The 24853-nt window shown below is 72.5% G+C and carries 22 protein-coding genes and 1 tRNA gene; 5 read left to right on the top strand and 18 right to left on the bottom strand.

Features of this window, described 5'->3' with window-relative positions; translation table 11 throughout:
- Window positions 1–309 precede the first annotated feature (309 nt).
- From ACKUB9_RS03350 to ACKUB9_RS03390, 9 genes are all read right to left on the bottom strand, one after another.
- Window positions 310–2448 (bottom strand): S9 family peptidase, encoded by a 2139-nt coding sequence (locus ACKUB9_RS03350; RefSeq protein ID WP_407519372.1) that lies wholly within the window; start codon window positions 2446–2448, stop codon window positions 310–312.
- A 176-nt stretch (window positions 2449–2624) separates the two neighbouring features.
- Window positions 2625–3053 carry a SufE family protein gene (locus ACKUB9_RS03355; protein ID WP_407519373.1) on the bottom strand — a complete coding sequence of 143 codons (429 nt, stop codon included), beginning with the start codon at window positions 3051–3053 and terminating at the stop codon, window positions 2625–2627.
- Between the two features lie 65 nt (window positions 3054–3118).
- A complete protein-coding gene (locus ACKUB9_RS03360; RefSeq protein ID WP_407519374.1) occupies window positions 3119–4150 on the bottom strand; it encodes a PAS domain S-box protein in 1032 nt (343 codons plus the stop codon).
- 104 nt (window positions 4151–4254) lie between these two features.
- Window positions 4255–4644, bottom strand: coding sequence for a DoxX family protein (locus tag ACKUB9_RS03365; RefSeq protein ID WP_407519375.1), 390 nt, complete (start codon window positions 4642–4644; stop codon window positions 4255–4257).
- Window positions 4645–4714: 70 nt separating this feature from the next.
- The gene (locus ACKUB9_RS03370; RefSeq protein WP_407519376.1) at window positions 4715–5587 is read right to left on the bottom strand and encodes a S1 family peptidase; all 873 of its coding nucleotides are present in this window, start codon (window positions 5585–5587) and stop codon (window positions 4715–4717) included.
- A gap of 155 nt (window positions 5588–5742) precedes the next feature.
- Window positions 5743–6474: a S1 family peptidase gene (locus ACKUB9_RS03375; protein WP_407519525.1), complete on the bottom strand. Its 732-nt coding sequence runs from the start codon at window positions 6472–6474 to the stop codon at window positions 5743–5745.
- 89 nt (window positions 6475–6563) lie between these two features.
- Entirely contained in the window at window positions 6564–6866 is a 303-nt protein-coding gene (locus ACKUB9_RS03380) for a hypothetical protein (RefSeq protein ID WP_407519377.1), read from the bottom strand.
- Between the two features lie 110 nt (window positions 6867–6976).
- Window positions 6977–8551 (bottom strand): gamma-glutamyltransferase family protein, encoded by a 1575-nt coding sequence (locus tag ACKUB9_RS03385; RefSeq protein WP_407519378.1) that lies wholly within the window; start codon window positions 8549–8551, stop codon window positions 6977–6979.
- Window positions 8552–8648: 97 nt separating this feature from the next.
- A complete protein-coding gene (locus tag ACKUB9_RS03390; protein WP_407519379.1) occupies window positions 8649–9302 on the bottom strand; it encodes a glutathione S-transferase family protein in 654 nt (217 codons plus the stop codon).
- A 141-nt stretch (window positions 9303–9443) separates the two neighbouring features.
- Between ACKUB9_RS03390 and ACKUB9_RS03395 the strand changes: the two genes are divergently transcribed.
- Window positions 9444–10337, top strand: a complete 894-nt coding sequence (locus tag ACKUB9_RS03395) for a beta-keto acid cleavage family enzyme (protein ID WP_407519380.1) — start codon at window positions 9444–9446, stop codon at window positions 10335–10337.
- Window positions 10338–10428: 91 nt separating this feature from the next.
- On the opposite strand, the gene ACKUB9_RS03400 is transcribed toward ACKUB9_RS03395, so the two are convergent.
- The 4 genes from ACKUB9_RS03400 to ACKUB9_RS03415 are packed head-to-tail and all read right to left on the bottom strand — an operon-like array spanning window position 10429 to window position 14567.
- Window positions 10429–11325 carry an ABC transporter permease gene (locus tag ACKUB9_RS03400; RefSeq protein WP_407519381.1) on the bottom strand — a complete coding sequence of 299 codons (897 nt, stop codon included), beginning with the start codon at window positions 11323–11325 and terminating at the stop codon, window positions 10429–10431.
- Entirely contained in the window at window positions 11325–12281 is a 957-nt protein-coding gene (locus ACKUB9_RS03405; protein WP_407519382.1) for an ABC transporter permease, read from the bottom strand. Before ACKUB9_RS03405 ends, ACKUB9_RS03400 begins: the two co-directional genes overlap by 1 nt.
- Complete coding sequence (locus ACKUB9_RS03410) at window positions 12278–13555, bottom strand: ABC transporter substrate-binding protein (protein ID WP_407519383.1); 1278 nt, start codon at window positions 13553–13555, stop codon at window positions 12278–12280. Before ACKUB9_RS03410 ends, ACKUB9_RS03405 begins: the two co-directional genes overlap by 4 nt.
- Before the next feature lie 22 nt (window positions 13556–13577).
- On the bottom strand, window positions 13578–14567 hold the full coding sequence (locus tag ACKUB9_RS03415; RefSeq protein ID WP_407519384.1) for an ABC transporter ATP-binding protein: 990 nt from the start codon (window positions 14565–14567) through the stop codon (window positions 13578–13580).
- Between the two features lie 184 nt (window positions 14568–14751).
- Here ACKUB9_RS03415 and ACKUB9_RS03420 point away from each other — a divergent pair.
- Window positions 14752–14826, top strand: a tRNA-Thr gene (locus ACKUB9_RS03420).
- Window positions 14827–15028: 202 nt separating this feature from the next.
- Here the strand turns inward: ACKUB9_RS03420 and ACKUB9_RS03425 are convergent.
- The 3 genes from ACKUB9_RS03425 to ACKUB9_RS03435 all read right to left on the bottom strand — a co-directional run bounded on the left by ACKUB9_RS03425 (window position 15029) and on the right by ACKUB9_RS03435 (window position 17590).
- Window positions 15029–15208, bottom strand: a complete 180-nt coding sequence (locus tag ACKUB9_RS03425; RefSeq protein WP_407519385.1) for a putative motility protein — start codon at window positions 15206–15208, stop codon at window positions 15029–15031.
- Between the two features lie 228 nt (window positions 15209–15436).
- Complete coding sequence (locus ACKUB9_RS03430) at window positions 15437–16474, bottom strand: UDP-3-O-acyl-N-acetylglucosamine deacetylase (RefSeq protein ID WP_407519386.1); 1038 nt, start codon at window positions 16472–16474, stop codon at window positions 15437–15439.
- A 345-nt stretch (window positions 16475–16819) separates the two neighbouring features.
- Window positions 16820–17590 carry a potassium channel family protein gene (locus tag ACKUB9_RS03435; protein ID WP_407519387.1) on the bottom strand — a complete coding sequence of 257 codons (771 nt, stop codon included), beginning with the start codon at window positions 17588–17590 and terminating at the stop codon, window positions 16820–16822.
- 393 nt (window positions 17591–17983) lie between these two features.
- Here ACKUB9_RS03435 and ACKUB9_RS03440 point away from each other — a divergent pair, with 393 nt between their 5' ends.
- Window positions 17984–19630, top strand: a complete 1647-nt coding sequence (locus tag ACKUB9_RS03440; RefSeq protein ID WP_407519388.1) for a dihydroxyacetone kinase subunit DhaK — start codon at window positions 17984–17986, stop codon at window positions 19628–19630.
- Between the two features lie 13 nt (window positions 19631–19643).
- Here the strand turns inward: ACKUB9_RS03440 and dnaE are convergent, their stop codons facing one another.
- Window positions 19644–23135, bottom strand: coding sequence for a DNA polymerase III subunit alpha (dnaE, locus tag ACKUB9_RS03445; protein WP_407519389.1), 3492 nt, complete (start codon window positions 23133–23135; stop codon window positions 19644–19646).
- A 302-nt stretch (window positions 23136–23437) separates the two neighbouring features.
- Here dnaE and ACKUB9_RS03450 point away from each other — a divergent pair, with 302 nt between their 5' ends.
- Complete coding sequence (locus ACKUB9_RS03450; RefSeq protein ID WP_407519390.1) at window positions 23438–23965, top strand: Hsp20 family protein; 528 nt, start codon at window positions 23438–23440, stop codon at window positions 23963–23965.
- Window positions 23966–24027: 62 nt separating this feature from the next.
- On the top strand, window positions 24028–24537 hold the full coding sequence (locus ACKUB9_RS03455; protein WP_407519391.1) for a hypothetical protein: 510 nt from the start codon (window positions 24028–24030) through the stop codon (window positions 24535–24537).
- Window positions 24538–24559: 22 nt separating this feature from the next.
- Here ACKUB9_RS03455 and ACKUB9_RS03460 read toward each other — a convergent pair whose 3' ends face one another.
- Entirely contained in the window at window positions 24560–24760 is a 201-nt protein-coding gene (locus ACKUB9_RS03460; RefSeq protein WP_407519392.1) for a hypothetical protein, read from the bottom strand.
- Between the last annotated feature and the right edge of the window lie 93 nt (window positions 24761–24853).

Here is a 24853-nt window from a genome sequence, read left to right on the forward strand (position 1 = left end):
TCCTTCGCTCTCGTTCGCCCGCGAGCATAAGGACCCTATTCATATGTCGCTTACGTAACGTCACTCGAACAAAGCTGGGATCGTTTCCCGGCAAATACGATGATGAGATCTACGTATGACGAGTGCAATGCCTGACCTCCGGAGCCTGCCCGGCAGGCGGAGCTCCCGTGAACGGCAGCGCCGCGGAGCCGCGGGCGGATCTCGCGACTCGTGCCGGGCCGAGCGCGCCGAAGCCGGAGGTGCCGGCCGAGGCGATCATCCGACCGATGCCGCAGGCCGCGAGCGGCCTGCCTCCGCCGGGCCGCACCCTCACGCGGCCGGGGCCAAGCCGACCGCCGCCAGCGCGAAGGCGTAGATCAGCGCCACCTCCTCCAGGCGGTCGAAGCGGCCGGCAGCACCCCCGTGGCCGGCCTCCATGTTGATGCGCAGCAGGACCGGACCGCCGCCCGTCATGGTGGCGCGCAGCCGCGCCACCCATTTGGCCGGCTCCCAGTAGGTCACCCGCGGATCGGTGAGCCCGCCGAGCGCCAGGATCGCCGGATACCGGGCCGCCCGCACGTTGTCGTAGGGCGAGTAGGACAGGATGGTGTCGAAGGCGGCCGGATCGGCGCCCGGGTTGCCCCATTCGGGCCATTCGGGCGGGGTGAGCGGCAGGTCGCCGTCGAGCATGGTGTTGAGCACGTCCACGAAGGGCACGTCCGCGACGATGCCGGCGAAGAGGTCGGGCGCGAGGTTCGCCACCGCTCCCATCAGCATGCCGCCCGCGCTGCCGCCATGCGCGACGATGCGCCCGGCGCCCGTGTAGCGGGCCTCGATCAGCGCCCGCGCGCAGGCCACGAAATCCGTGAAGGTGTTCGGCTTCTTCTCGCGCTTGCCGTCCATGTACCAGCGCCAGCCCTTCTCGGTGCCGCCGCGGATATGCGCGATGGCGTAGACGAAGCCGCGGTCGACGAGCGAGAGCGGGTTCGTGCGGAAGGAGGCCGACATCAGCGTGCCGTACGAGCCGTAGCCGTAGAGCAGGAGCGGGGCCGAGCCGTCGAGCGGCGTGTCGCGGCGGTGCAGGAGCGAGATCGGCACGCTCTCGCCGTCCGGAGCCGTGGCGAAGAGGCGGCGGGTGACGTAGGCCGCCGGGTCGTGGCCGCTCGGCACGTCCTGGCGCTTGCGCAGGCGGCGCGCCCGCGTGGTGACATCATAATCGTAGGTCTCGGCCGGCGTCGTCATCGACGAGTAGACGAAGCGGATCTCGTCGGTGTCGAAGGCGTGGCCGGGCATGAGGCCGAGGGAATAGGCTTCTTCCGCGAAGGCCACCGCGTGCTCGGCCCCGCTGAGCGCGTCGCGCACGATCAGGCGCGGGCGGGCGTTCTCCAGTTCGAGCCGCACGAGGTGGCGCGCCAGCACGTGCTGGAAGCGGATCATCACGCCGGGCCGGTGCGGGACGAGATCGCGCCACTGCGCCCGGCCGGGCTCGGCGAGCGGGGCGACCATGAGCTTGAAATCCTCCGCCCCGTCGGCGTTGGTGAGGAGGAAGAGCTCGTCGCCCCGGTGCTCGACGGAGTAGATCAGGTTCGCGGTGCGCGGCTCGACCGTGCGGAAGGCGATGCCGGGCCGGGCGCGGTCGATGAGGTGGACCTCCGAGGTCTCGTGGTCGTTCGCCGTGATGGTCAGGAAGGCGCCGGACTGCGTCTGGTCGATGCCGACGAAGAAGCCGGAATCCCGCTCCTCGTAGACCGTCTCGTCGTCGGTCTGGGGCGTGCCGAGGCGGTGGAGCATCACCTTGGCGGGGCGGTGGTTCTCGTCCACCGCCACGTACCAGAAGCCCTGCCCGTCCGCGCTCCACACCGCGTCCCCGGTGGTGGCGATGATGCTCTCCTCGCGGTCTACCCCGGTGGCGAGGTCGCGCACGCGGATGGTGTAGAGTTCCGAGCCCTTGGTGTCGGCGCTCCAGGCCATCAGCGCGTGGTCGTCGGAATGGGCCGCGTCGGCGAGGTCGAAGAAGGGAAGGCCCTCGCCCTCGCGGTCGCCGTCGATCAGGATCTCCTCGCCCGGTCCGCCGAGCCGGTCGACGGGCAGGTCGGCGATGCCGGCGCTCGACCGGCGGCAGACCAGCGGGTGCTGCCCGCCCTCGCGGTGGCGCGTGTAGTAGGCGAAGGGCCCGTCGACGTCCGGGACGCCGCCGTCGTCCTCGCGGATGCGCCCGCGCATCTCGGCCACCAGCGCCTTGCGCAGGGCGGCCGTCCCGTCCAGGGCCGCGGCCGCGTAGGCGTTCTCGGCCTCCAGGTAGGTGCGGATGTCGGCCGGCAGGGCGGCCGGATCCTTCAGCACCTCGCGCCAGTTCTCCGCCTTCAGCCACGCGTAGGGGTCGACCACCGTGCGGCCGTGCACCGTGACGCTGTGCGGGCGGGCGGGCGCCGTCGGGGGGGCGGCATCGGGGCGGAGGAGGCTCGTCATGTGGGGCACCGGCGGGAGCGAACGATCCCTGCCATGTGCCGCCGCGGCCCCGCCGGGGCAACCCTTCCGGGCGCGGTAAGCCGCGCCTGGGGGCAAGCCGCGCCTGGGGGCAAGCCGCGCCTGGGGGCAAGCCGCGCCTGGGGCGGCCGGCCGCGCCTTGACGCGGGAGCCGCGGCTCAGACCGCCTCGGCGACCCGGGCGGCATCCTGGCGGATGCGGTCCATCATGGCGCGCGCGCCGTTCGAGCGCTGGGCGGTGAGGTGCTCGGAGAGGCCGAGCCTCTGGAACAGCCCGAGGGCGTCGGCCTTGGCGGCCTCGTCCGCCGTGCGCCCGTCGAAGAACGCGATCAGCACCGCGACCACGCCCTTGGTGATGTGGGCGTCGCTGTCGCCGAGGAAGTGCAGGCGCGGCGCGCCGTCCTGGCGATCGACCTGGGTCTCCAGCCAGACCTGGCTCACGCAGCCGCGCACCTTGTTGGCCTCGGTGCGCGCCTCCTCGGGCAGGGGCGGGAGCTTGCGGCCGAGTTCCATCAGGTACTGGTGGCGGTCCTCCCACTCCTCCAGGAACGCGAAGTTGTCGACGATCTCGGCGATGGGCGGCAGCATGGGCGAAATGGTTTCCTGAAATGCCTCCGGGATATAGGCACGCGGCGGGCCGCTCGCCAGCGCCGTCAGTGGGCGGGCGGCAGGACGAGGATCAGGGGCGCGTCGGCGGTGGCCTCGCCGGAGACCGCGATCTCGGCCTGCGAGGCGTAGGCCGCGATCAGGCGCGGGCCGAGCTTGGGCGGCGCGGCGGGAGCCGTGCCGGTCCCGATGCCGCTGGCGACGATGGAGACGAGCAGCGGCTCGTCCGCCGACCCGGCCGGGACCGTGACCGCGGTGTGGCAGGTCACGCCCTCGGCCGTGGCGTCGAGCCCTTCGGCCACCACCTCGGCGAGGATCATGCCGAGCGCGTTGGCGGTGCGCGGCTGGAGCAGCACGCTGCGGGCCGCCGTCACCGCGACGGCGATCCGGCCGGGGCGGCGCAGCTGCATCAGCCCCTGCCCCAGTCCGGTCAGGTAGTCGGCGAGGTCGATGCTGGCGACGTAGGGGGCCTCGTGCAGATGCTGCTGCACCAGGGCGATGGCGCGCACGCGCTGACCCAGCGCGTCGAAGGACGGGCGGCACTCGCGGGGCGCGGCACGGCCGTAGAGGCCGATCAGGCTCACCATCACCTGCAGGTTGTTGCGCACCCGATGATAGACTTCGGCGAGAAGCGCCTCCTTCTCGGCGGCGGCCTTGGCGGCGTGCTCCTCGGCCCGGCGGCGGTCGGTGATGTCGAGGCAGGAGCCGCAGAAACCCTGGAAGGCGCCGTCCTCGAACAGCGGCGTGCCCTGGCCGAGCATCCAGCGGAAGAGGCCGTCGTGGCGACGCAGGCGGTACTCCGCCGTGAAGCTCGCGGGGTTGGCGTGCGCGGCGGACAGGACGGCATCGTGGTCGGAGCGGTCCTCGGGATGCACCCCGTCGCGCCAGCCGTGGCCGCCCTCCGCGTCGGCGGTGCTGCCCCGGAAGGTGAGCCAGGCCGGGTTGACGTAGATGCAGTATCCCTGCGGGTCGGTGCGCCAGATCGGCAGCACGGCCCCTTCGGCGAACGAGCGGAAGGCCGCGCTCACCCTGGAGTCGGCTGCGCCCGTCCCCTCCGGTGATGGCGAATCGACGGCCATGCGCGTCCCACCCGTTGCTGCCCGTTCCACCCTGAGAGCGCGGTCAACGTGCCGAAACGACCGCCGTTCCGCGAGCGACCGACCGTGCGTCAGCGCTGATGCAGTCAGCGCTGATTCATTGCGTAGCGGCCTGGGCCGACCGCGGCGATCATCAGGAGGGCACCGATGATCGAGACGTTCTTCATCGCCTGGATCTGGTTCATGCGCACGGCGTCGCCGGTCATGGCCCAGAAATTGTGGAAGTAGAAGATCGTCGCGGCCGTGAACACGGCGAGCAGCACGGCCGCGCCGCGGGCGAAGAGGCCGAGCGCGATGAGCAGGCCGAGGCCGAGCTCGGCCGCGATCGTCAGGTAGGCGAGGATCTCGGGGTAGGGCAGGCCCTTGCCGGCGATGGCTGTCGCGACGCCCGCCGGGTTCATGATCTTGCCGAAACCGGACCAGAGGAAGATCGCCACCACGAGGATGCGGGCGACGGCGAGGATGAGATTCGACATGGTCACTCCGGGTCTGTCGCCCCGGAGTGGATCGGCCATTCCGAACGGTCAAGCCTGAACCAGCCTGCCCTCAGCGGGCGCCGGTCCAGTCCGAGGGGTTGCCGCGGACGCTGCGGGCCTGCATCGGCTCGCCCGGATTGTAGCGGGACAGGTCGGCGGCGCGGGCGGAGATCCAGTCGGCGTGCTGCCCGATCGGCGTCACGGCGGTGAAGCCGCCGCAGGCGGTGCGCACCCGGCCCTGCTGGGCGGCGCCGCTCGACCAGCTCACGACGCCGACGAGCTGGTAGCTGCCCGGCCCGCCGCGCAGGATCGGACCGCCGGAATCGCCCAGGCACGCGCCCGCGCCCGCCGTCTCGGCGAGGCTGCGCTTGTCGGCCACCACCGTGACGGTGTTGGCGACCTGCAACTCGCCGAGGGAGACGAGCCGGGCCTGCCGCAGCACCCGCGCGGTGCTCCGCTTGTTCTCGGCGACGACGCCGTAGCCCGCGATCGCCACCGGCTCGCCCGCCGCGATGCCGCCGCCCGAGCGGGCGGTGAGCGGCTGAAACTCGGGGCCGAGTCGCTCGCTGAGCTTGAGGATCGCCAAGTCGGTGCCGGGCTGGTCCTCCGGCGTGGTGCCGGCCACGAAGTCGGGATGCATCGCCGCCGCGACGGCGCGCAGGCGGCGCGATCGGAACGCGCGGTCCGTCACCACCACCCAGTAGCCGGCCTTGTGCATCACGCAGTGGGCGGCGGTGAGCACGAGATCGGGCCCGATCAGCGAGCCGGAGCACATCTCCCCGGTGGTGCTCTCGATGCGCACGACGGAGCTGCGCAGCCCGTCCGGGTCGCGCGTGATCTCGCCCTGCACCACAGCCTGGGCGGCGCCCGGCCAGAGGACGGGACAGAGGCCGATGGCGGCGGTGGCGAGGAGGGACCGGAGGCGGATGACGGCGACACGCATGAGGAAAGTGTGGAGCCTTTGGCTACGCTCTACAAGGGAAGTCTCGCGAAACGGCCTGGGTTCCGCGATCTTCCGCACACAGCGTCAACGAACCGCTTCACGATCCGGTCATCGGCCCAGGCGCCCGCCTTCCCGAGGGTCAGAACGATCCGGGCTCACTCCCAGCGCCCGCTCGCCCCCCAACCGGCCAGGATGCGGTCGATCCAGGCCCGCTGTGGCCCCACGAGCACGCCTTGCGAGAAACCGCCACAGCCCTGGGCGCCGCTCGTCCAGGTGGTGACCGCGACGACCCGTCCGCCCTCCCCGATCGGCCCGCCCGAATCACCCTCGCAGGCGCCGATGCGGCCGCCGCCGGCCTTGAGCCAGACCAGGATCCGGCTCGGCCCGTGGGGCTCGACCACCGGCAGGTCGGCCGTGCGGAAGGTGCCGCTGCTGCGCGCGTCGCCCGGCCGGGCGACGCCGTAGCCGCCGAGCGTCAGGCTGGCACCCGCCCGCGGCGGCGTCTCGCCGAGGGTGGCCACCGAGAAGCGCGCGGGCAGCGGCGTGGCGACGCGCAGCAGCGCGAGATCGATGGAGCGCCGCCGCCCGCTGATCGCGCCCGCGTCGTAGCCCGGATGCACGTTCACCCCCGCGAGCGGCACCAGCACCGGCGCGCCGGCCTCATCGCGAAAATGCACCCGGTGCTCCGCCGAACCGGCCGCGCAATGGGCGGCCGTGAGCACCGCGTCGCGGGCGAGCACGACGGCGCTGCAGACCCCGCCGCGGGAGGACAGCACCATCACGCTCGCGCCCGCCAGCGGGTTGGCCGGGTCCTCGCGCCCGCCGGTGACGGCGTGGGCCGCGGGGGCGGCGAGGAGGAGGAGCACCGTGGCGAGACGGCGCAGCATGGAAGGGAGCAACACGCGGGCGGTCCAGGCATTCCGGTCGGACGACGGCAGCCCCCTGAGCACGCGGGATCAGGCCGCGCAAGGGCGGTTCAGGGCGAGGAGGGTCCGATCGCACCGGTCATGTCGAACGAGGCGGACAGGCAGCCGGTGCAGACCGAAGCGATCGCCCGGCGTGCCCGGGCGGTGATCCGGGCCTCGAACGCCTCGCGGGCCGCGACCGCGCGCCGGCCCGCCTCCTCCGTGTCCTCGTCGAGCGCCAAAGCGGTCCCGCGCGGCTGGATGCGGAGCACGAGGGGCGACTCGACCGGCATCCCGGCCTCCTGCGCGGCGGCCGGCGCGGCGCAGGCGAGGAGGATCAGCAGACCGGCGGCGGGGCCGCGACGCGCGCTCATCCGGACCGGTGCCTCCCTGCTCGAATCGCGGCGAGGAGCGAATCGCGTGGACCGATGCCCCCAGCCTCGGTGGACAGGGTTAGCCGATCCCTAACCCGCCCCGCCCGCGCTCAGTACCCCAGCGCGCTGCCGTCCTTGCGCGGGTCGGAGCCGGCGGCGAGCACGCCCGCGGTGTGGTCGATCCAGATCACCTGTCCGCCGCCGAGGGGGCCCGCCGGGAGGATGCGGTGGCCGCGGGCTTCGAGGGCGGCGGCCAGGGCGGGCGAGAAACCGTCCTCCAGCTCCACGCCGCCGCCGTAGGCGAAGCTGCGGGGGGCATCGAGCGCCTCCTGCACGTCGAGGCCGCGGTCGATCAGGCCGGTGAGCAGTTCGACGTGGCCCATCGCCTGGTAGTGCCCGCCCATGACGCCGAAGGGCGCGACGGCGCGGCCTTCTCGCATCAGCAGGCCCGGGATGATGGTGTGCATCGGGCGCTTGCGCGGGTGGATGGTGTTCGGGTGGCCGGGCTCGACCCGGAACGAAAAACCGCGGTTGTGCAGCAGCACCCCGCTCTCGGGCGCCAGGATGCCGCTGCCGAAGCCCTGGAAGATCGAGTTGATGAGCGAGATCGCGTTGCCGTCCCGGTCCACGACGCAGAGATAGACCGTGTCCTTGTGCGCCATTTCGGGCCAGAGCACCGGCTCGGCGGCGCGGCCCATGTCGATGGCGCCGCGCGCCCGCGCGTGCCACGCCTCCGAGAGCAGGTGCTCGACCGGCACGCGCGCCACGACGGGATCGCCGAAGAGCACGTCGCGGTGGTGGTAGGCCTGCTTGCAGATTTCGGCGAAGAGGTGGACGCGGTCGACCTCGGACAGGCCCCCGACGTCGAAGCCCGAGAGCACGTTGAGCATCATCAGGGCGGCGAGGCCCTGCCCGCTCGGGGGGCACTCCCAGACGTCGTAGCCGCGGTAGCGCGTGGCGACCGGCACCACCTCCTCGGGCGCGGCCTCGGCGAAATCGTCGAGGGTGTGGAGGCCGCCGAGCGCCCGCAGGCGCCCGACGATGTCCTCGGCCACCGGCCCCTCGTAGAAGCCGCGCGGCCCCTCGGCGGCGATGCGCCGCAAGGTGCGGCCGAGCGCCGGGTGGCGCATGACGGAGCCGGCCCGCGGCGCCTGCCCGTCGACCAGATAGGCGGCGGCCGCGTGCGCGTCGGAGGCGACGCGCTCCATGTTGCGCGCCCAATCCCAGGCGACGCGGGACTGCACCGGGTAGCCGTCCTCCGCGTAGGCGATGGCGGGCGCGAGCAGGTCGCCGAGGGACCGGGTGCCGTAGCGGTCGAGCAGCCACGCCCAGGCGCCGACGGCGCCCGGCACCGTGACGGCGTGGGGCGAGGTCGGGGTGATCGAGAGCCCCTGCTCGAGGTACCACGCGTCGTGCGCGGCGGCCGGGCTGCGGCCCGAACCGTTGAGGGCGACCGGGCGGTCCGCCCCCTTCGGCAGGTAGAGGGCGAAGCAATCGCCGCCGATGCCGGTCATCAGCGGATCGACCACGCCCTGGACCGCGACGGCCGCGATCGCCGCGTCGACGGCGTTGCCGCCCGCACGTAGCACCTCGATGGCGGCCAGCGTCGAGAGCGGGTGGGAGGTCGCGACGGCGGCGTTGGCGGCGTAGACGGGCGAACGGCCCGGGCGCGAGAAATTCCTCATGGGAGCGCGGTCCTCGTTCCTTGGTTCACGCGGTCACGGTTCATGCGGGCCCGGCCACGATGCGAGCCCCGACACAGCGTAGTCTGGCCTCCCGGCCTCAATCGAACTCCCGAGCCCGCTCGGCCATCATGGCGCGGAAGGCCGGGCGCTCCTGGCAGGCCGCGAGCCAGCGGGCGACCGCCGGATGCGCCGCGAACAGGGCCGCGTGCCCTTGCGCGAAGCGAAACACCTCCGCGAGGTTGAGGTCGGCCACCGTGAAGCGTCCGCCCACCACGTGGCCGCCGCCCTCGCCGAGCGCCGCCTCCAGCACCGCGAAGGCGCCGCCCACGGCCTCCACCGCCTCGGCCACCGCGGCACGGTCGCGCGCGCTCGTCCCCTCCCCGTGCAGGAGGATCGGCAGCGTGTGGGGCTCGCACTCGGTCGTGGCCCACAGCGTCCACATGGTCATCAGGCCGTCCTCGCGCAGATCCGCGGGGGCGAGCGGCCCACCGTGGCGCTTGGCGAGGTAGAGGTTGATGGCGAGCGACTCGCAGAGGGTCAGGTCCCCGTCCGTCACCGCCGGGATGCGCCCGTGCGGGTTGATGGCCCGGAAGGCCGGCGAGGCCGTGTTGAGAGGCGCGCCGGGCGCGTGCGGATCGGGCAGGCGGTAGGCCTGGATCACCGGCACCCGCTCGTAGGCGAGGCCGAGTTCCCGGGCGAGCCAGTCGGTGCGCGAGGCGCGGGAGCGCAGGACGCCGTAGATCGTGAGCACCGTCTTCCTCCCCTCCGGCCATGCAGGCACCGGCCGCGTCTTCTCGCATCCGACCCCGCGCAAGGCCAGCGCGGTTTGACCCGGGCGCGCCCTCGGCCCAGGCTGGCGGCATCAGGGAGGGTGAGGCAGGGAGGGTCAGGGATGCCGGTCTGGATCGAGGCGGCCCTCAACGGGCCGTGGACGCGGGCGCGCCAGCCGCGCATGCCGCTCACCGTCGCGGAGCTCGTCGCGGACGGCATCGCCTGCGCCCGGGCCGGGGCGGCGATCATCCACCTCCACGCCTACGATCCGGCGACCGGCCGCCAGAACGACGACCCGGATACCTACGCGGCGATCATCGAGGGCATCCGCGCGGTGGAGGACGTGATCGTCTACCCCACCCTCCCCTTCGTGCAATCGGCCGACGCCTTCCGGCCCGACGCCGTGGCGGCGCGCTACGCGGCGGTCGAGGCGCTCGGCCGGCGCGGCCTCCTCGAATGGGGGGTGGTCGATCCGGGCTCGATCAACCTCGTGACCTCCGAGGAGGCGGCACGGGCGCAGGCCGGCTCGGTCTACCTCAATCCCGGGGAGCATATTGTGCGCGGCCTGCACCTCGCGGCCGAGCACGGCTTCGTGCCGAGCTACGCCATCTACGAGCCGGGCTTCCTCCGGCTCGGCGCCGCGCTCGCCCGCGCCGTGCCCGGCTGCCCGCCGCCGGTCTACCGGTTCATGTTCTCGGACGCCTTCACGTTCGGCTTCCCGCCCGCGCCTTACGCGCTCGACGCCCATCTGCGGCTGCTCGCCTCCGTCACGCCGGGCAGCCCCTGGATGGTGGCCGGGCTCGGCGTCGACATCCGCCCCCTGATCGCCGAGGCGGTGGCGCGCGGCGGGCACGTCCGGGTCGGGCTCGAAGACGCGCCCTTCGGCACCGAGACGCCCAACCCCGCGCTGGTCGCCGACGCGGTGGCCCGGGTGCAGGCGGCGGGCGGGCGCCCCGCCACGGCGGCCGAAATCCGGCGGGCGCACCCGTCCGGCAGGCCGCCCGCGCCGCGCTGACGGCCCGAGCCTCATTCGCCGAAGGGGTCACCGGTCCGGCGGCCGGAATGATGCAACGCCAAGAGCCTCAGATGGAGCCTCAGATGGAGCCTCAGGTGCCGGGCAGCAGCGCCCGCCGGGCGCGCCGCTTCTGGAGCCACAGGTAGGTCGAGAAGGCGAGCGCGATCACCACCAGCGACACCCCGGTGGTCAGGGTGCCGAGCGCGTAGATCTCCGGCGTGGTCACGGTGGTGGTGAGGCCCTGGAGTTCGAGCGGCAGGGTGTTGCGCCCGCCGATCGCCTGGCTGGTGCGGGCGAGTTCGTCCCAGGAGAGCGTGAAGCCGAACAGGGCGACGCCGACGAGCGAGGGCAGGATGATCGGCACCACCACGTGGATCAGCGTGCGCGGCCCGTCCGCCCCGAGGTCGCGGGCGGCCTCCTCGTAGGACCGGTCGAAGCGGTTGAACACCGCGAACATGATCAGGAGCCCGAACGGCAGGGTCCAGGTCAGGTGCGCGCCCAGGCCCGAGCTGAACAGCCCCATCACGGTGCCGTGGTCTTGCAGGACGCTCCAGCCGGTGGCGGCCGCCAGCGCCTTGATGGCGTCGTCGAGGAGGCGGAATTCGAGGCCGATGCCGAGCGACACCACGATCGAGGGCACGATCAGGCTCGCCACCGCGGTGTAGAACAGCAGCCCCTGGCCGCGAAAACCCTTGCGGAAGGCGAGCCCGGCGAAGAAGGCGAGCGTGACGGTGAGGACCATCACCACGAGGCCGAGCGCGAAGGAGCGCCGGAAGGCCGCCCAGATGTCGACCACGCCGAGCCCCGCCCAGAGGCGCGAGAACCAGTGGGTCGAGACCCCGTTGAGCGGGAAGGTCAGCCCGCCCTGCGGCCCCTGGAAGCTCAGGACCAAGATGGTCAGGGTCGGCCCGTAGAGAAACAGCACGAACAGCGCGAAGAACGCCGCCAGGAGATAGAACGAGAGGGGGCGGGGGCCGTCGCGGCGCATCACAATTCCCGCCGCAGGTCGATCAGCCGGGTCAGGCCGGCGATGACGAGGGTGACGGCGCAGAGCAGCACCACGGCGTTCGCGGCGGCGGCCGGGAACTGCAGGTAGGCCATCTGCACCTGGATGATCTTGCCCACCGAGGCGATCTGCTGGCCGCCCATGACGCCCACGGTCACGAAGTCGCCCATCACCAGGGTGAGCACGAAGATCGACCCGATGGCGATGCCGGGCTTGCAGAGCGGCACGATCACGGTCCAGAGGGTCTGCCAGTCCGAGGCCCCGGCATCCCGCGCCGCCTCCAGGACCGAGCGGTCGATGCGCATCATCGAGTTGAAGATCGGCACGATCATGAACACGGTGTTGAGGTGCACGAAGGCCAGCACCACCGAGAAATCGGAGTAGAGCAGCCCGTCGATCGGCGCGCGCGTGAGCCCCAGCGCCATCAGCCCGTCGTTGACGAGGCCGTTGCGGCCGAGCAGCGGGATCCAGGCGATCATCCGGATCACGTTCGAGGTCCAGAACGGGATGGTGCAGAGGAGGAAGAGCACCGTCTGCATCGCGCTGGAGCGCACGTGGAAGGCCACGAAATAGGCCACCGTGAAGCCGATGCCGAGGGTGAAGGCCCAGGCGAGCAGGCAGAACTTCAGCGTCGACAGGTAGGTGCGGAAGGTCGTGCAGAGATCGCCGCCCGAAAAACAGCCCTCGAACACGTCGGCGTAGTTCTGCAGGGTGAAGGACGGGATGATCTCGTACTCGTTGTACTCCCAGAAACTCACCATCAGGGTGAGCGCGAGCGGCACCACGAAGAAGGCCAGGAAGACGAGCGCCAGGGGCGCCGCCTGCCAGTAGGCGAGGCGCCGCTGGCGCCGCGCCTGCGCGGCGAGCCCGGGGGCCTCGGCGGGGGGCGCCGCCGCGGCCTCGGGGATGGGGATCGCGCGCTCGGTGGCGAGGCTCATGCGGCGATGAACTCGTTCCACTTGCGGATCATGTAGGTGTTCTCGTCCATGACCGAGTTCCAGCAGGCCACCGCGCCCATGCGCTGCTCGAAGGAGCCGCCGTCGCGCAGGGATCCCGCCTTCTCCATCACGGTGCCGTCCGGCGCCTTGATGTCCTTCTCGGCGGGCTTGCCCTCCATCCAGAAGGCCCATTCGTAGGGCTCCATCTGGGCCTTGGCGGTCTCCAGCACCGCCGAGTAATAGCCCTGGCGGTTGAGGTAGGCCCCGGCCCAGCCCGACAGGAACCAGTTGATGAAGTCGTAGGCCGCGTCGAGCTTGCGGCCCGACAGGGTCTTGGGCAGGCCGAAGCCGGAGGCCCAGGCCCGGTAGCCCTCCTTGAGGGGCTGGTAGGTGCAGGCCACGCCCTGCGAGCGCACCTTGGTGACCGCGGGCGACCACATCGACTGGATCACCGTCTCGCCCGAGGCCATCAGGTTCACGGATTCGTTGAAATCCTGCCAGAAGGCCCGGAACTGCCCGGCGCGCTTGGCCTCGATCAGCACCTTCATGGTGCGGTCGATCTCCGCCTTCGTCATGTTGCCCTTGTCGGGATAGGTGTACTCGCCCATCGCCTCCACCACCATGGCGGCGTCCATGATGCCGATCGACGGGATGTTGAGGATCGAGGCCCGGCCCTTGAACTCGGGGTTCAGCAGCTCCTTCCAGCTCGAGATCGGCCGCTTGATCAGGTCGGGCCGGATGCCGAGGGTGTCGGCGTTGTAGGTGGTCGGGATCAGGGTGATCCACTCGGTGGGCGAGGCCGCGAACTTGGTGGAATTCTGCCCTTCGAGGTAAAAGACCTTCTTGGGCGCGGTGCCCTGATCGCCGATCGTCTTGCCCCCGACCTCGCCCTTGGTGAAGACCGGGGTGATCTTGTCGGCGTTCTTGATCCGGCGCGCGTCCATGCCGACGAGGTTGCCGGACGGCATCAGCTTCTTGAGGCTGAAATATTCGGAATCGACGATGTCGAAGGAGTTCGGCTGGGTGACGACGCGCTTGGAGACCTCGTCGGTGACGACCGGGATGTACTCGATCGTGATGCCGAGATCCTCCTTCACCTTGCGGGCGATGTCGCCGCTCTGGTTCACGGCGGTGCCGAGGTAGCGCAGCGTCACGGGTTCGGCGGCGCGGATCGCCGGGAAGCCGGTGATCGCGCCGCTGCCGGCGGCGGCGCCGGCAGTGCCCGCGAGCAGGGAGCGGCGGGTGAGGCCGGGGGGGTTGCGTGGATCGGTCATGGTCTCTCCCTCTGGTGTCGGGTCAGGCGTCGAGCCGGTGGGCCTCGCCGGGCTGCCAGCCGAGCTGCACGGTGTCGCCGGGCCGCAGCGGCCGGGCCGCGAAGGCGCGGTCGCTGAGGATCGCGGTGAGCGGCGTGCCCGCATCGGTGACGAGGTCCGGCGCGGTGAGCCCGAGATGCACGGCGCTGCCCTGGTACTCGACCGCGACGACCCGGGCCGACACCGCCTCGGGCCCGGCCTCCGGCCCGAGCAGCATGCGGTCGGCCCGCACGGCCACGCGCCGGTCGGGCAGCGTGATCACGTTGTGGCCGCCGATGAAGCGGGCCACGAAGGCGGTCGCCGGCCGCTCGAAGACGGTGCGCGGGTCACCCGCCTGCTCGATGCGGCCGGCATTCATCACCACCACGAGGTCGGAGAGCGCCATCGCCTCCTCCTGGCTGTGGGTGACGTGCACGAAGGTGATGCCGAGTTCGCCCTGCAGCCGCTTCAGCTCCGTGCGCATGCGCACGCGCAGGAAGGGGTCGAGCGCCGAGAGCGGCTCGTCGAGGAGCAGCACCTTCGGGCTGGTGACGAGGGCGCGGGCGAGCGCGACGCGCTGCTGCTGGCCGCCCGAGAGCTGCGCCGGCAGCCGTTCGGCCAGCGCCTCCATCTGCACGAGGCGCAGCATCGCCTCGGCGCGCCGGTGCCGCTCGGCCTTGCCCACGCCGCGCATGCGCAGCCCGAACGCGACGTTGTCGCGGCAGGTGAGGTGCGGAAACAGCGCGTAGCTCTGGAACATCATGGCGGTGCCGCGCTCAGCCGGCGCGAGGTCGCCCACCGCGCGCGGCCCGATCACCACGTCCCCGGCGGTCACGGTCTCGTGGCCGGCGATCATCCGCAGCGTCGTGGTCTTGCCGCAGCCCGAGGGGCCGAGCAGGCAGCAATAGGAGCCGGAGCGGATCTTCAGGTCGATCCCGTCCACCGCGGTGGTGGCGCCGTAGCGCTTGGTCAGGCCGGCGAGTTCGATGTCCATGTGCGCTCTCTCCCCGCCCGGCAGGATAGCAAGGCTCAGGCCAGAGCCGGCGTGGCCCCCGCGCCGCAGCCTGCCGATTTGCCCCGCCGCCACGATTGCAATGCCGGCGGCGATCCGCTAATGCCCCTCGCGTGTTCGGCACACCCCGCCGCGGTTCCTCCGCGCCGGCGCCCGAACCCGGTTCGCCGTTGTAGCTCAGTGGTAGAGCGCGTCATTGGTAATGACGAGGTCGGGAGTTCAATCCTCCCCAGCGGCACCATCCTCTTCCGACACTGAGCCGAAACTCCGCACGCCAGGAACACACCTGGGGAAGCACCGGGGTTGCGAACCCATCCTCCAAGTGTCTCTGCACAGCAGGGGTGCACCCGCGCGGACGCGTGGGTCAAGCGCCGGCGGGCGATGCCGGCTCAGGCTTCGGCGATCTCGCTGTCCGTCAGCGCCCGCGGGGCGGGGAAGTGCGGCTAGACCTTCAGGTCGATGAGCCGGCCCTGTCCGGCCGGAGGCGGCGCCGACGCGGCGGCCGCGACCATCTCGGCGACGGCCTTCTGCGCGTCGATCTGCTGACGCGCGACGGCGACGCCCACCTGCTGCGAGAACGAGGCGGCCTGCATCTGAACGGCTTGCGCGGCGATGGTGCTCATGCGCCATCCTCGCCCGCACCCGGTGAAGGGGAGGTTAGCGGAGCGCCGCGAACCCGGGCCAGGGCTCGACGCGGGGCGGGCCAGGGCTCGGCGCGGGGCAGGCGAAGAACCCGTAGGGCCGCAGCACCGGCTCACGTCCGACCGGCCGTGTGAGGTCGGGCGTTCGATTCCCTCAACGGCATCACGCGCCGCCCTGCGCTGCACGCCGTCGGCCCGAACGGACGCGTCTCACAAAGTGGCCAAGCACCACAGCGTCGGATCGGCCATCAGGTCGGCGACGAACGCGAAGGTGAGCGCGTGCGTGGGGCAGTTGGTGACGATGCGGCCCTGGATCGGCCGCCCGGCCAGGGCGAGGTCGCCCAGCAGGTCGAGGACCCGGTGGCGGACCGGCTCGTCGGGAAAACGCGCGCCGCCGAGCACCCGGCCGCCGAGGACGATGGCCACGCGCCCCGGGCGGGCGCCGCGCAGCAGCGGCTCGGGCGCGCCCTCCTGCATCCGGCCGAGCGTCCGGGGCGAGATCGCGCGCTGGCAATCCGGCCGGGACGCGGCCGGCCTCGGTCCGGTGCCGGCGGCGACCGTCTGGCTGTGGAACGAGCGGGCCCACAGGCGGTGGCGCAGGGGCGCGGGGAGCAGCTGCTCGGCCAGCCGGGTCCGCAGCACGGTGCGCCAGATCAGCGAGGCGTTGCCGAAGCTGCGGCTCGGCGCGATGGCGGCCTTGAAGACCGCCGCGTCCACGGCCCCCGACCAGCGCATGACGCCGAAGCCGGGCACGCGATCGGTGCTGACATCCACCGCGAAGTGGTCGCAGGGCTCGCCACGGATGAAGCTGTGGTTTTCCCCCACCTGAAACGGCTTCACGATCCGGATCGCGGTGCGCGGCGCGTCCTGCGGGCGGCGCCCCGCCTGCTCGATCAGGTCGCACCAGCGCAGCGCCGAGCCATCGAAGATCGGGATCTCGTCGCCGTCGACCGCGACGAGCGCGTTGTCGATGCCGTAGCTCGTCAGGCTCGCCATCAGGTGCTCGACGGTGCGCAGCTTCCGCCCCTGGCCGAGATCGAGCGACGTGTTCATCCGGCTCGGCACGCGCGACAGCCACGTCCCGGCGACGGACGGCCCCGCACCGCATCGGGTTCCGAACCGAATGCCGTGATCCGGCGGCGCAGGACCGAGCGTGATCCGGCATGGCCGGCCGGTGTGCAGCCCGGGACCGGCGGCCGAGACCTCGGCCGCCAGAGTCGATTGACGGCCGCCCCCTCCGGACTCCATCCCGACGCCCAATCCCTCTCCCCGTTCTTCCGTAACGGACGACGCGCCGTCCTCTACCGGCGTCGAGTGTTTCACAAAACATGCAGGGGTCGAAATCAACTCGTCCGCACAGCCTAATCCTCGCGGTTCGGAGATGGAACGAAACTCATCGGAGTATCTGCCGTAGGGTCACGGCATGCGAGCCGGGCTCAGCGGCGCCGTGTGCGCTCGCTCATCTCGCGGCAGGGCGATGTGGCGCTGCGGACGCCGTGCGCGATCCGGATCAGCCACAGGCCCCTGCACCCTGACGGACGACGCGGCAAGGCCGTGTCCGGCGCCGTGCGTTCGGTCCCGGAGCCGGGCCGCTCAGTCGCCGCCCTCGTCGGGGATGTTGAGGACGGTCCCGCACGCCTTGCAGTGCACCGCATCAGGCTCGTGCCGCTGCAGCCCGCAGACCGGGCAGGGATAGCGGACCTTGCTCGGGCGAAACAGCACCTGGGCGAGGCGCAGAAAGAGGGTGACGCCGCAGATCATCACCACGACGGAGATCAGCCGGCCGGCCGTTCCCTTCAGCGTCACGTCGCCGTAACCGGTCGTGGTCAGCGACGTCACCGTGAAGTACAGGGCGTCGGCGTAGTTCGCGACGTCCGGGTTGGTGCGGTGCTGGGTGGCGTAGACGATGCCCGTCATGATGAAGATGAACACCGCGAGGTTCACCACCGCGATGACCACCTCCTCGTTGCGGCGGAAGAAGTCGCTGTCCTTTCGCAGACGATCGAGCAGTTGATAGGTGCGCAGCAGCCGCAGCGTGCGCAGGATCCGCAGGAAGCCGGCGCCCTCCCCGATCACCGGTGCGAGGAAGGAGGCGATCGCCGCGAAGTCGGCCCAGGTGGTGGGCCGGAGCAGCTCGCGCCCGCGGTGCGGGCCGACGACGAGCCGCGCCGCGACGTCCATCAGCACCGTCACCCCGATCGCCACGTTGAGGGCTTCCAGCGCGGGGTGCGACGGCACGAAGGACGATAGGACGACGAACAGGATCGTCACGAGGTCGAAGCCCAGGAGGGCGTAGCGAAAGCGGTACGCGCGGTCGGACTCGCCCTCGTACAGATCCTTCAGCGATGTGGTCAGCGTCGCCATGCGCGCGGGAAACGGCGGGGCCGCCCACCCGTTCCGCGCGGCCCCGCGCCGCGGCCGAGCGGGTGCAGGCACTGCGGGGCGGTAGCCCGTCCGCAAGGCCGGCGCCGTCCGCGGCGCGCCGACCACGACGGTGCCGTGCCGGTGCGGCTGATGACCGGTGGCCGGCGTGGACCGCTCATCGCGTGGTTTCGTTCACGGCCTGCTCCTCGTTCGGGGATGGAAGGAGGGCGCGGCGCCGCCTCGGTCCGCGAGGCGGGTCATACGGGGCCGGCAGCCCGATCCCCGGCGACGGACGGGTGAAATCGGCGGGCGGCCTCGCTATCACGGGGAGCGGGGAGCCGCGCGCGTTCCGGCCGCGGGCCGCTGGACCACCGGCCACGCGGAGGGCACGCCATGGCGCAGTTCATCAACGCGCGCGACACGGTCGTCACCGATGCCATCGAGGGCCTGCTCGCGGCGAGCGGCGGGCGCCTCGCGCGGCTCGACGGCTTTCCCGACATCCGCGTGGTGCTGCGGGCCGACCCCGAGCCGGGCCGGGTGGCGGTGGTCTCGGGCGGCGGCTCGGGGCACGAGCCGGCCCATGCCGGCCTCGTCGGGCCGGGCCTGCTGAGCGCGGCAGTGTGCGGCGACGTCTTCGCCTCGCCCTCGGTCGACGCGGTGCTGGCCGGCATCCTGGCGGTGACCGGGCCGGCCGGGTGCCTGCTCGTCGTCAAGAACTACGCGGGCGACCGGCTGAACTTCGGCCTCGCGGCCGAGCGCGCCCGCGCGGCGGGCCTGCGCGTCGAGACCGTGCTGGTGGCCGACGACGTGGCGCTGCCGCACGCCATTCAGCCCCGCGGCATCGCCGGCACGCTGTTCGTCCACAAGGTGGCGGGCCACGCCGCGGAATCCGGCGCGCCCCTGGAGGTCGTGGCGGATCTCGCCCGCCGCGCGGCCGGGGCCGCGCGCTCGCTCGGCATCGCGGTCTCCACCGCCACCATGCCGGGCAGCGCGCCGACCCGGCGCCTCGCCGAGGGCGAGGCGGAACTCGGGCTCGGCATCCACGGCGAGCCGGGCATCGAGCGCATCGCGCTGCCCCCCGCCCGCGACCTCGCCGGGCTGATGGCCGAGCGGCTCGCGCCCGCGCTCGGCGGGGCGCAGCGGCTCGCGCTCCTCGTCAACAATCTCGGCGCGGCCACCGCGCTGGAGATGCAGGTGCTCACCCGCGCGGTGCTCGACACGGAGCTCGGCCGGCGCGTGCGCCTGCTGCTCGGGCCGAGCCCGGCCATGACGGCGCTCGACATGCACGGCGCCTCGCTCTCGGTCCTGCCGCTCGACGACGCGATGGAGGCCGCGCTCCTCGCACCGGTGGACGTGCCGGCCTGGCCGCGCGCCGCGATCGTCGCGGCGGCCCCGGTGCGCCCGCTGCCCGCCGGCCTGTCCGGCGAAGCGTTCACGCCCTCCCGCGACCCGGCGGTGGCGGCCCGGATCGCGGCTGCCGCCCAGGCGCTCGTCGCGGCCGAGGGCGCGCTCAACGCGCTCGACGCGCGGGTGGGCGACGGCGACACCGGCACCACCTTCGCGGGGGCGGCCCGCGCGGTGCTGGCGGGCCTCGACGGGCTGCCGCAGGCTGATCCGCCCGCACTCGCCCGGGCGCTCGCCTGGCGGATCGGCCGCGCGGCGGGCGGATCGAGCGGCGTCCTCGCCTCGATCTTCTTCTCGGCGGCCGGCACCGCGCTCGCGGCGGGCGCGGACTGGCCGGAGGCCCTGGCCGACGGCGTGGTGCGGGTGCGGGCCTATGGCGGCGCGGCACCCGGCGACCGCACGCTCCTCGACGCGCTGGTGCCGGCCGTGGAGGCGCTGCGCACGGACGGCCTTCCGGCGGCGGCCCTGGCCGCGCGCGAGGGCGCCCGCGCCACCGCCGCGATGCAGCGCGCCGCCACCGGGCGGTCGAGCTACCTCGCGGCCGGCGACCTCGCGGGCGTGGAGGATCCGGGCGCCGCCGGCGTGGCAGAAATCTTCGCGGCCCTCGCGGCCGAGGCCGGGCGCGGCCCGTCCTGACGGCGCCGGCGGCTCAGTTCACCTCCACCTGCACCACCCCCGGCACCGCCCTGAGCGCCCCCGCGATCTGCGGCGTCGCCTGATACTTGCCGCCCAGCTTCACCTCCACCTCCCGCTCCCCCCCGTCGAGGATCAGGATCAGCGAGACCTCGCCCTCCCCGCGCATGGTCAGGCGCTGCTGCACGCTCGGGATCGGGCGCTCGTCGCGCAGGTAGATGCGCATGCCCTTCTGGTGGCGGGCGACCGCCTGATCGAGGGGCTCGCAGGTCTGGATGCGGGCGCGCACGTCCTCGCCCTCGGCGCTGGCCTGGAGCTGCAGGGCGAGCGCCCGGCCGGGCTCCAGCATCTCGCGGTAGTGCTGCAGCCCCTCCGAGAAGACGATCGCCTCGAAGTGGCCGGTCTGGTCCGAAAGGTTGACGATGCCGATCTTGTTGCCGGTCTTGGTGCGCCGCTCCGAGCGGTCGAGGACGGTGGCGGCGACGCGCCCGACCGTGCTGCCCGCCCGCACCGAGCGGCAGAACTCGACCCAGGTCTGGACGCGCAGCTTCTTCAACAGGTCGCCGTACTCGTCGAGCGGGTGGCCCGAGAGGAAGAAGCCGACCGCCTCGTACTCCTTCTTCAGCCGATCGGCCGCCGGCCAGGGATCGTAGGGCGGGATGCGCAGGCCGACGCCGGCCGCCGCGACCCCGCCGAACATGTCGGTCATGCCGACCGTCTCGGCCTCCAGCGCCCCTTGGGCGAGGCGCATCATCGGCTCGATCGCCGCAAAGGCGCGCGCCCGGTCGGGCTCGATCTCGTCGAGCGCGCCGGCGCCGACGAGGCTCTCCAGCGTGCGCTTGTTGACGAGCCGCGGGTTGAGCCGGCGGGCGAAGTCGCCGAGATCGCGAAACGGCGTCGTCCCGCGCGCCTGCACGATCGCCTCGACGGCCGCCCGGCCCACGCCCTTGATGGCCGCGAGCGCGTAGCGGATCGTGCCGTCATGCACCTCGAAGGTGACGCCCGAGCGGTTCACCGAGGGGGGCTCGACCTTGATGTCGAGGCGCTGCGCGTCCTGGCGCAGTTCGGCGAGCTTGTCGGTGTCGTCGAGGTCCTGGGACATCGAGGCCGCCAGGAATTCGACCGGATAGTTCGCTTTCAGGTAGGCGGTCTGATAGGTGATCAGCGCGTAGGCGGCGGCATGCGACTTGTTGAAGCCGTAATCCGCGAACTTGGCGAGCAGGTCGAAGATCTCGTTGGCCTTGGCCTTGTCGAGGCCGCGCTCGGTGGCCCCTTTGAGGAAGCGGTCGCGCTGGGCGTCCATCTCCGCCTTGATCTTCTTGCCCATGGCGCGGCGCAGGAGGTCGGCGTCGCCGAGCGAGTAGCCGGCCAGCACCTTGGCCACCTCCATCACCTGTTCCTGGTAGACGATGATGCCGAAGGTCTCGGCCAGGATCGGCTCCAGCTTGCCGTGCGGGTACCACGCGGCCTCGTTGCCGGCGTCCCGCCCGAGCTTGCGCTCGCAATAGACCGGGATGTTGGCCATCGGGCCGGGCCGGTAGAGGGCGACGAGCGCGATCAGGTCCTCGAAGCGGTCGGCGCACATCTCGACGAGCGCCTTGCGCATGCCCGCCGATTCCACCTGGAACACGCCGACCACCTCGCCCTTGCGCAGGCGCTCGTAGGTCCGCTCGTCGTCGATCGGCAGCGCCGCGAGGTCGATGGTGATGCCGCGCTGCTCCAGCAGGTCGGTGGCGGTGCGCAGCACGGTCAGGGTCTTGAGGCCGAGGAAGTCGAACTTCACGAGGCCCGCCTGCTCCACCCACTTCATGTTGAACTGGGTGACGCGCATGCCCGTCTTCGGGTCGCGGTAGAGCGGGACCAGCTGCTCCAGCGGCCGGTCGCCGATCACCACGCCCGCCGCGTGGGTCGAGGCGTGCCGGTGCAGGCCTTCCAGCTTCTTGGCGATCTCCATCAGCCGGGCGACGACCGGCTCCTCCTCCATCGCGCTCTGGAGCCGGGGCTCGCCCTCGATCGCCTGGACCAGGGTCACGGGATTGGCCGGGTTCTGCGGCACGAGCTTGGTGAGCTTGTCCACCTGCCCGTAGGGCATCTCCAGCACGCGGCCGACGTCGCGCAGCACGCCGCGGGCGAGCAGCGTGCCGAAGGTGATGATCTGCGCGACCTGGGGCTCGCCGTAGCGCGCCTGCACGTACTGGATCACGCGCTCGCGGCCCTCGACGCAGAAGTCGATGTCGAAATCCGGCATCGAGACGCGCTCGGGGTTGAGGAAGCGCTCGAACAGCAGGCCGAACTTGAGGGGATCGAGGTCGGTGATGAGGAGCGACCACGCGACGAGCGAGCCCGCGCCCGAGCCGCGGCCCGGCCCCACCGGGATGTCGTTGGCCTTGGCCCACTTGATGAAGTCCGAGACGATCAGGAAGTAGCCCGGGAACTTCATCTTGGTGATGACGTCGATCTCGTAGGCGAGGCGGTCGCGGTAGACCTGCGCCGTCAGCCCCTCGGCCGGCCCGGCCGCCGCGAGGCGGCGCTCCAGCCCCTCCTCGGCCTGCCGCTTCAGCTCGCCCGCCTCGTCCACGACGGCCGCCGCCGCCTCCGCGGGTGCGTGGCCGGCCGGCATGCTGCCCGCAGGCAGCCCGAAGCTCGGCAGGATGGGCTTGCGCGTGCGCACCCGGCAGGCGCAGCGCATCGCGATCTCGACGGTGGCCTGGAGCGCGTCGGGCAGGTCGCGAAACAGCTCCGCCATCGCCGCGCGGGTCTTGAAGTCGTGGCGGGGGGTGAGCCGGCGGCGTTTCTCGTCCGAGACGAGGCGGCCCTCCGCGATGGCGAGCAGGGCGTCGTGGGCCTCGTAATCGTCGGGGCGGGCGAAGAACGGCTCGTTGGTGGCGACGAGCGGCAGGCCGTGGCGGTCGGCGAGCGCGATCAGCTCGGCCTCGACCGCCCGCCCGTCGGGCAGGCCGTGGCGCTGGATCTCGACGTAGAGATGGTCGCCGAAGGCGTCGGCGAGGAGCGCGAGGCGCTCGGCCGCGTGCTCCGCCCGGCCCGCCCGCAGACAGGTGTCGAGCGGCCCGGAGAATCCGCCGGTGAGCGCGATCAGGCCCGGGGCGCGCTCCTTCAGGGCGCCCGCCGCCACCCGCGGCGCCTCGCCGAGCGGGCCGTCGAAATAGGCGCGGCTGGCGAGGTCGAGGAGGTGCCCGTAACCCTCCTCGTCCTTGGCGAGCAGCACGAGGTTAGGGGCCGGCGCCGGCCCGCCGCGCTGGCCGGGCTCGGGCGTCTCGAAGGCCACCGAGAGCTGGATGCCGGCGATCGGCTGGATGCCGAGCCCCGCCGCCTTCTCGGAGAATTCCAGCGCTCCGAACAGGTTGTTGGTGTCGGTGAGCGCCAGCGCCGGCTGCCGGTCCGCCGCCGCCGCCTTGGCGAGGTCGGCGATCTTCAGCGCCCCCTCCAGCAGGGAGTAGGACGAGTGGGTGTGCAGGTGAACGAAGCCGACGTCCTTGAGAACCCGCACCGGCGCTGCTCCGAGAATCGAGGCCGGGGCTCGCCCGGCCGGAGCCGCCAAGGTTCGCAGGTGCGAGACCGCGAGTCATCCGGGAGGCCGGCCACAGCCGATGGGAATTCACAGCCCATGATCCCGGCCGTCGGCGGAGCATCGCGCAGGGTGCCCAGCAAAAAAAATGTCGCCGATCGCGGAACCCGGCCGGACGGCCCGCGTTACGCTCGCGCGAGGCTCCCAGGAGCTCGCACGGTTGGGTGCCGGAGGCGGTATCCGGCATCCCTCATTCTCGCATTGCTCAACCGGAGGATGTGACCATGAGGACCTTCGACATGTCCCCCCTGTACCGGTCCACGGTCGGGTACGAGCGCCTGTTCGACATGCTGGACCAGGCGTCGCGCCTGGAGCCACTGGCGAACTGGCCGCCCTACAACATCGAGAAGACCGGCGACGACCGGTACCGCATCACCATGGCGGTGGCGGGCTTCGCGGCGGACGAGATCGACCTCACGCAGCACGACACGACCCTGACGGTCACCGGCCGCAAGCACGAGGCCGAGAACGACCGCCAGTACCTGCATCGGGGGATCGCCGGGCGCACCTTCCGCCAGACCTTCAACCTCGCCGACCACGTGAAGGTCACGGGCGCGCGCCTGGAGCACGGGCTGCTCGCGATCGAACTGGTGCGCGAGGTGCCCGAGGCGCTGAAGCCGCGGCGCATCGCGATCACGGCCGGCGGGGTCCCAGTCGGACAGGACAACGCCCCGACCCAGCTCGAAGGGCCGGCCCCTGAGGGGCAGGTCCGGGAAGAGCAGGCCCGCGGAGGGCAGGTCAGGGCGGCGTGACCGGAGACGACGCCGGGGCGGGCGCGACGCCGCCGCCCCGGCGCGCCACAGGGAGGCGATCCATGCAGCAGATCATGCCGAGTCCCGACCGGATCGGGCCGATCGAGGCGGCAACCGCGCCGCCCCCCGCCATCGAGGGCTGGACGGGCGTGGCGGAGCCCGGCGACATCTTCCGCCACCCCCGCGATGTGCTGGCGCATCCGGGGCTGTCGGCGCAGGAGAAGCGGGCGGTGCTCGCGGCCTGGGCCTCCGACGTCCACGCGGTCGAGGCGGCCCCGGCGCTGCGCCGCCTGCCCGGCCGCCTCGCGGTGACGGTGTCGGTGGACGACGTGCTGTCGGCCCTGCGGGCGCTCGACGGCGCGGCCCGGCGCGAGCGCGCCCCGCTGCGCCCTCCCGTCGCGCGCCGCCAGCGGCTCCGCAGCGTGCCCGCGCGGATGCCCGACTGGACGGCACGGTTCGAGATGCGGCTCGACGCGCTGCTGCGGGATTACGCGCAGCTGCCGGAGGCGCCCGGTACGGAGCCGCCCAGGCGCGCGGCCTCGCGCGACGCGGAACGGCCGCCTGTGCCGTGAGGCGGCGGCCTCGCGCGGGTGCTCAGCCGATATAGGGCCACGCCCGCAGCGGGCAGCTCGTCTCCGGCGCGGGGGCCGCCTCCCCGGCGCGGGCCGGCGGCTCCGCGGCGGAGAGGACGGGCGCGATCTGGCTCCAGCCGATCAGGACGGCCGCGGCGGCGATGATCCGGATGATGTTGAGCACGACCTTGATCCCGTGCGTGGCCGATGGAGCACCGAGCATCGCCAGGAGTCCTTGCCAAGCGCTTGCCCGAGCGATTGCGCGCCGCAACACAACCCGCGCGCGTAGCAGAATCGCCACAGCGAGGCTCGCCGG

The sequence above is a fragment of the Methylobacterium oryzisoli genome, from assembly GCF_046557895.1.
GTDB classification, from domain to species: Bacteria; Pseudomonadota; Alphaproteobacteria; order Rhizobiales; family Beijerinckiaceae; genus Methylobacterium; species Methylobacterium oryzisoli.

Excerpts from the sequence above, each read along its gene's own strand:
- ACKUB9_RS03460 (WP_407519392.1), bottom strand. The coding sequence starts at position 24,760 with ATGCTCGGTGCTCCATCGGCCACGCACGGGATCAAGGTCGTGCTCAAC.
- ACKUB9_RS03400 (WP_407519381.1), bottom strand. The coding sequence starts at position 11,325 with ATGCGCCGCGACGGCCCCCGCCCCCTCTCGTTCTATCTCCTGGCGGCG.
- ACKUB9_RS03410 (WP_407519383.1), bottom strand. The coding sequence starts at position 13,555 with ATGACCGATCCACGCAACCCCCCCGGCCTCACCCGCCGCTCCCTGCTC.
- ACKUB9_RS03350 (WP_407519372.1), bottom strand. The coding sequence starts at position 2,448 with ATGACGAGCCTCCTCCGCCCCGATGCCGCCCCCCCGACGGCGCCCGCC.
- ACKUB9_RS03375 (WP_407519525.1), bottom strand. The coding sequence starts at position 6,474 with ATGCTGCGCCGTCTCGCCACGGTGCTCCTCCTCCTCGCCGCCCCCGCG.
- ACKUB9_RS03365 (WP_407519375.1), bottom strand. The coding sequence starts at position 4,644 with ATGTCGAATCTCATCCTCGCCGTCGCCCGCATCCTCGTGGTGGCGATC.
- ACKUB9_RS03380 (WP_407519377.1), bottom strand. The coding sequence starts at position 6,866 with ATGAGCGCGCGTCGCGGCCCCGCCGCCGGTCTGCTGATCCTCCTCGCC.
- ACKUB9_RS03405 (WP_407519382.1), bottom strand. The coding sequence starts at position 12,281 with ATGAGCCTCGCCACCGAGCGCGCGATCCCCATCCCCGAGGCCGCGGCG.
- ACKUB9_RS03355 (WP_407519373.1), bottom strand. The coding sequence starts at position 3,053 with ATGCTGCCGCCCATCGCCGAGATCGTCGACAACTTCGCGTTCCTGGAG.
- ACKUB9_RS03415 (WP_407519384.1), bottom strand. The coding sequence starts at position 14,567 with ATGGACATCGAACTCGCCGGCCTGACCAAGCGCTACGGCGCCACCACC.
- ACKUB9_RS03450 (WP_407519390.1), top strand. The coding sequence starts at position 23,438 with ATGAGGACCTTCGACATGTCCCCCCTGTACCGGTCCACGGTCGGGTAC.
- ACKUB9_RS03385 (WP_407519378.1), bottom strand. The coding sequence starts at position 8,551 with ATGAGGAATTTCTCGCGCCCGGGCCGTTCGCCCGTCTACGCCGCCAAC.
- ACKUB9_RS03455 (WP_407519391.1), top strand. The coding sequence starts at position 24,028 with ATGCAGCAGATCATGCCGAGTCCCGACCGGATCGGGCCGATCGAGGCG.
- ACKUB9_RS03425 (WP_407519385.1), bottom strand. The coding sequence starts at position 15,208 with ATGAGCACCATCGCCGCGCAAGCCGTTCAGATGCAGGCCGCCTCGTTC.
- ACKUB9_RS03395 (WP_407519380.1), top strand. The coding sequence starts at position 9,444 with ATGCCGGTCTGGATCGAGGCGGCCCTCAACGGGCCGTGGACGCGGGCG.
- ACKUB9_RS03360 (WP_407519374.1), bottom strand. The coding sequence starts at position 4,150 with ATGGCCGTCGATTCGCCATCACCGGAGGGGACGGGCGCAGCCGACTCC.
- ACKUB9_RS03440 (WP_407519388.1), top strand. The coding sequence starts at position 17,984 with ATGGCGCAGTTCATCAACGCGCGCGACACGGTCGTCACCGATGCCATC.
- ACKUB9_RS03370 (WP_407519376.1), bottom strand. The coding sequence starts at position 5,587 with ATGCGTGTCGCCGTCATCCGCCTCCGGTCCCTCCTCGCCACCGCCGCC.
- ACKUB9_RS03435 (WP_407519387.1), bottom strand. The coding sequence starts at position 17,590 with ATGGCGACGCTGACCACATCGCTGAAGGATCTGTACGAGGGCGAGTCC.
- ACKUB9_RS03430 (WP_407519386.1), bottom strand. The coding sequence starts at position 16,474 with ATGGAGTCCGGAGGGGGCGGCCGTCAATCGACTCTGGCGGCCGAGGTC.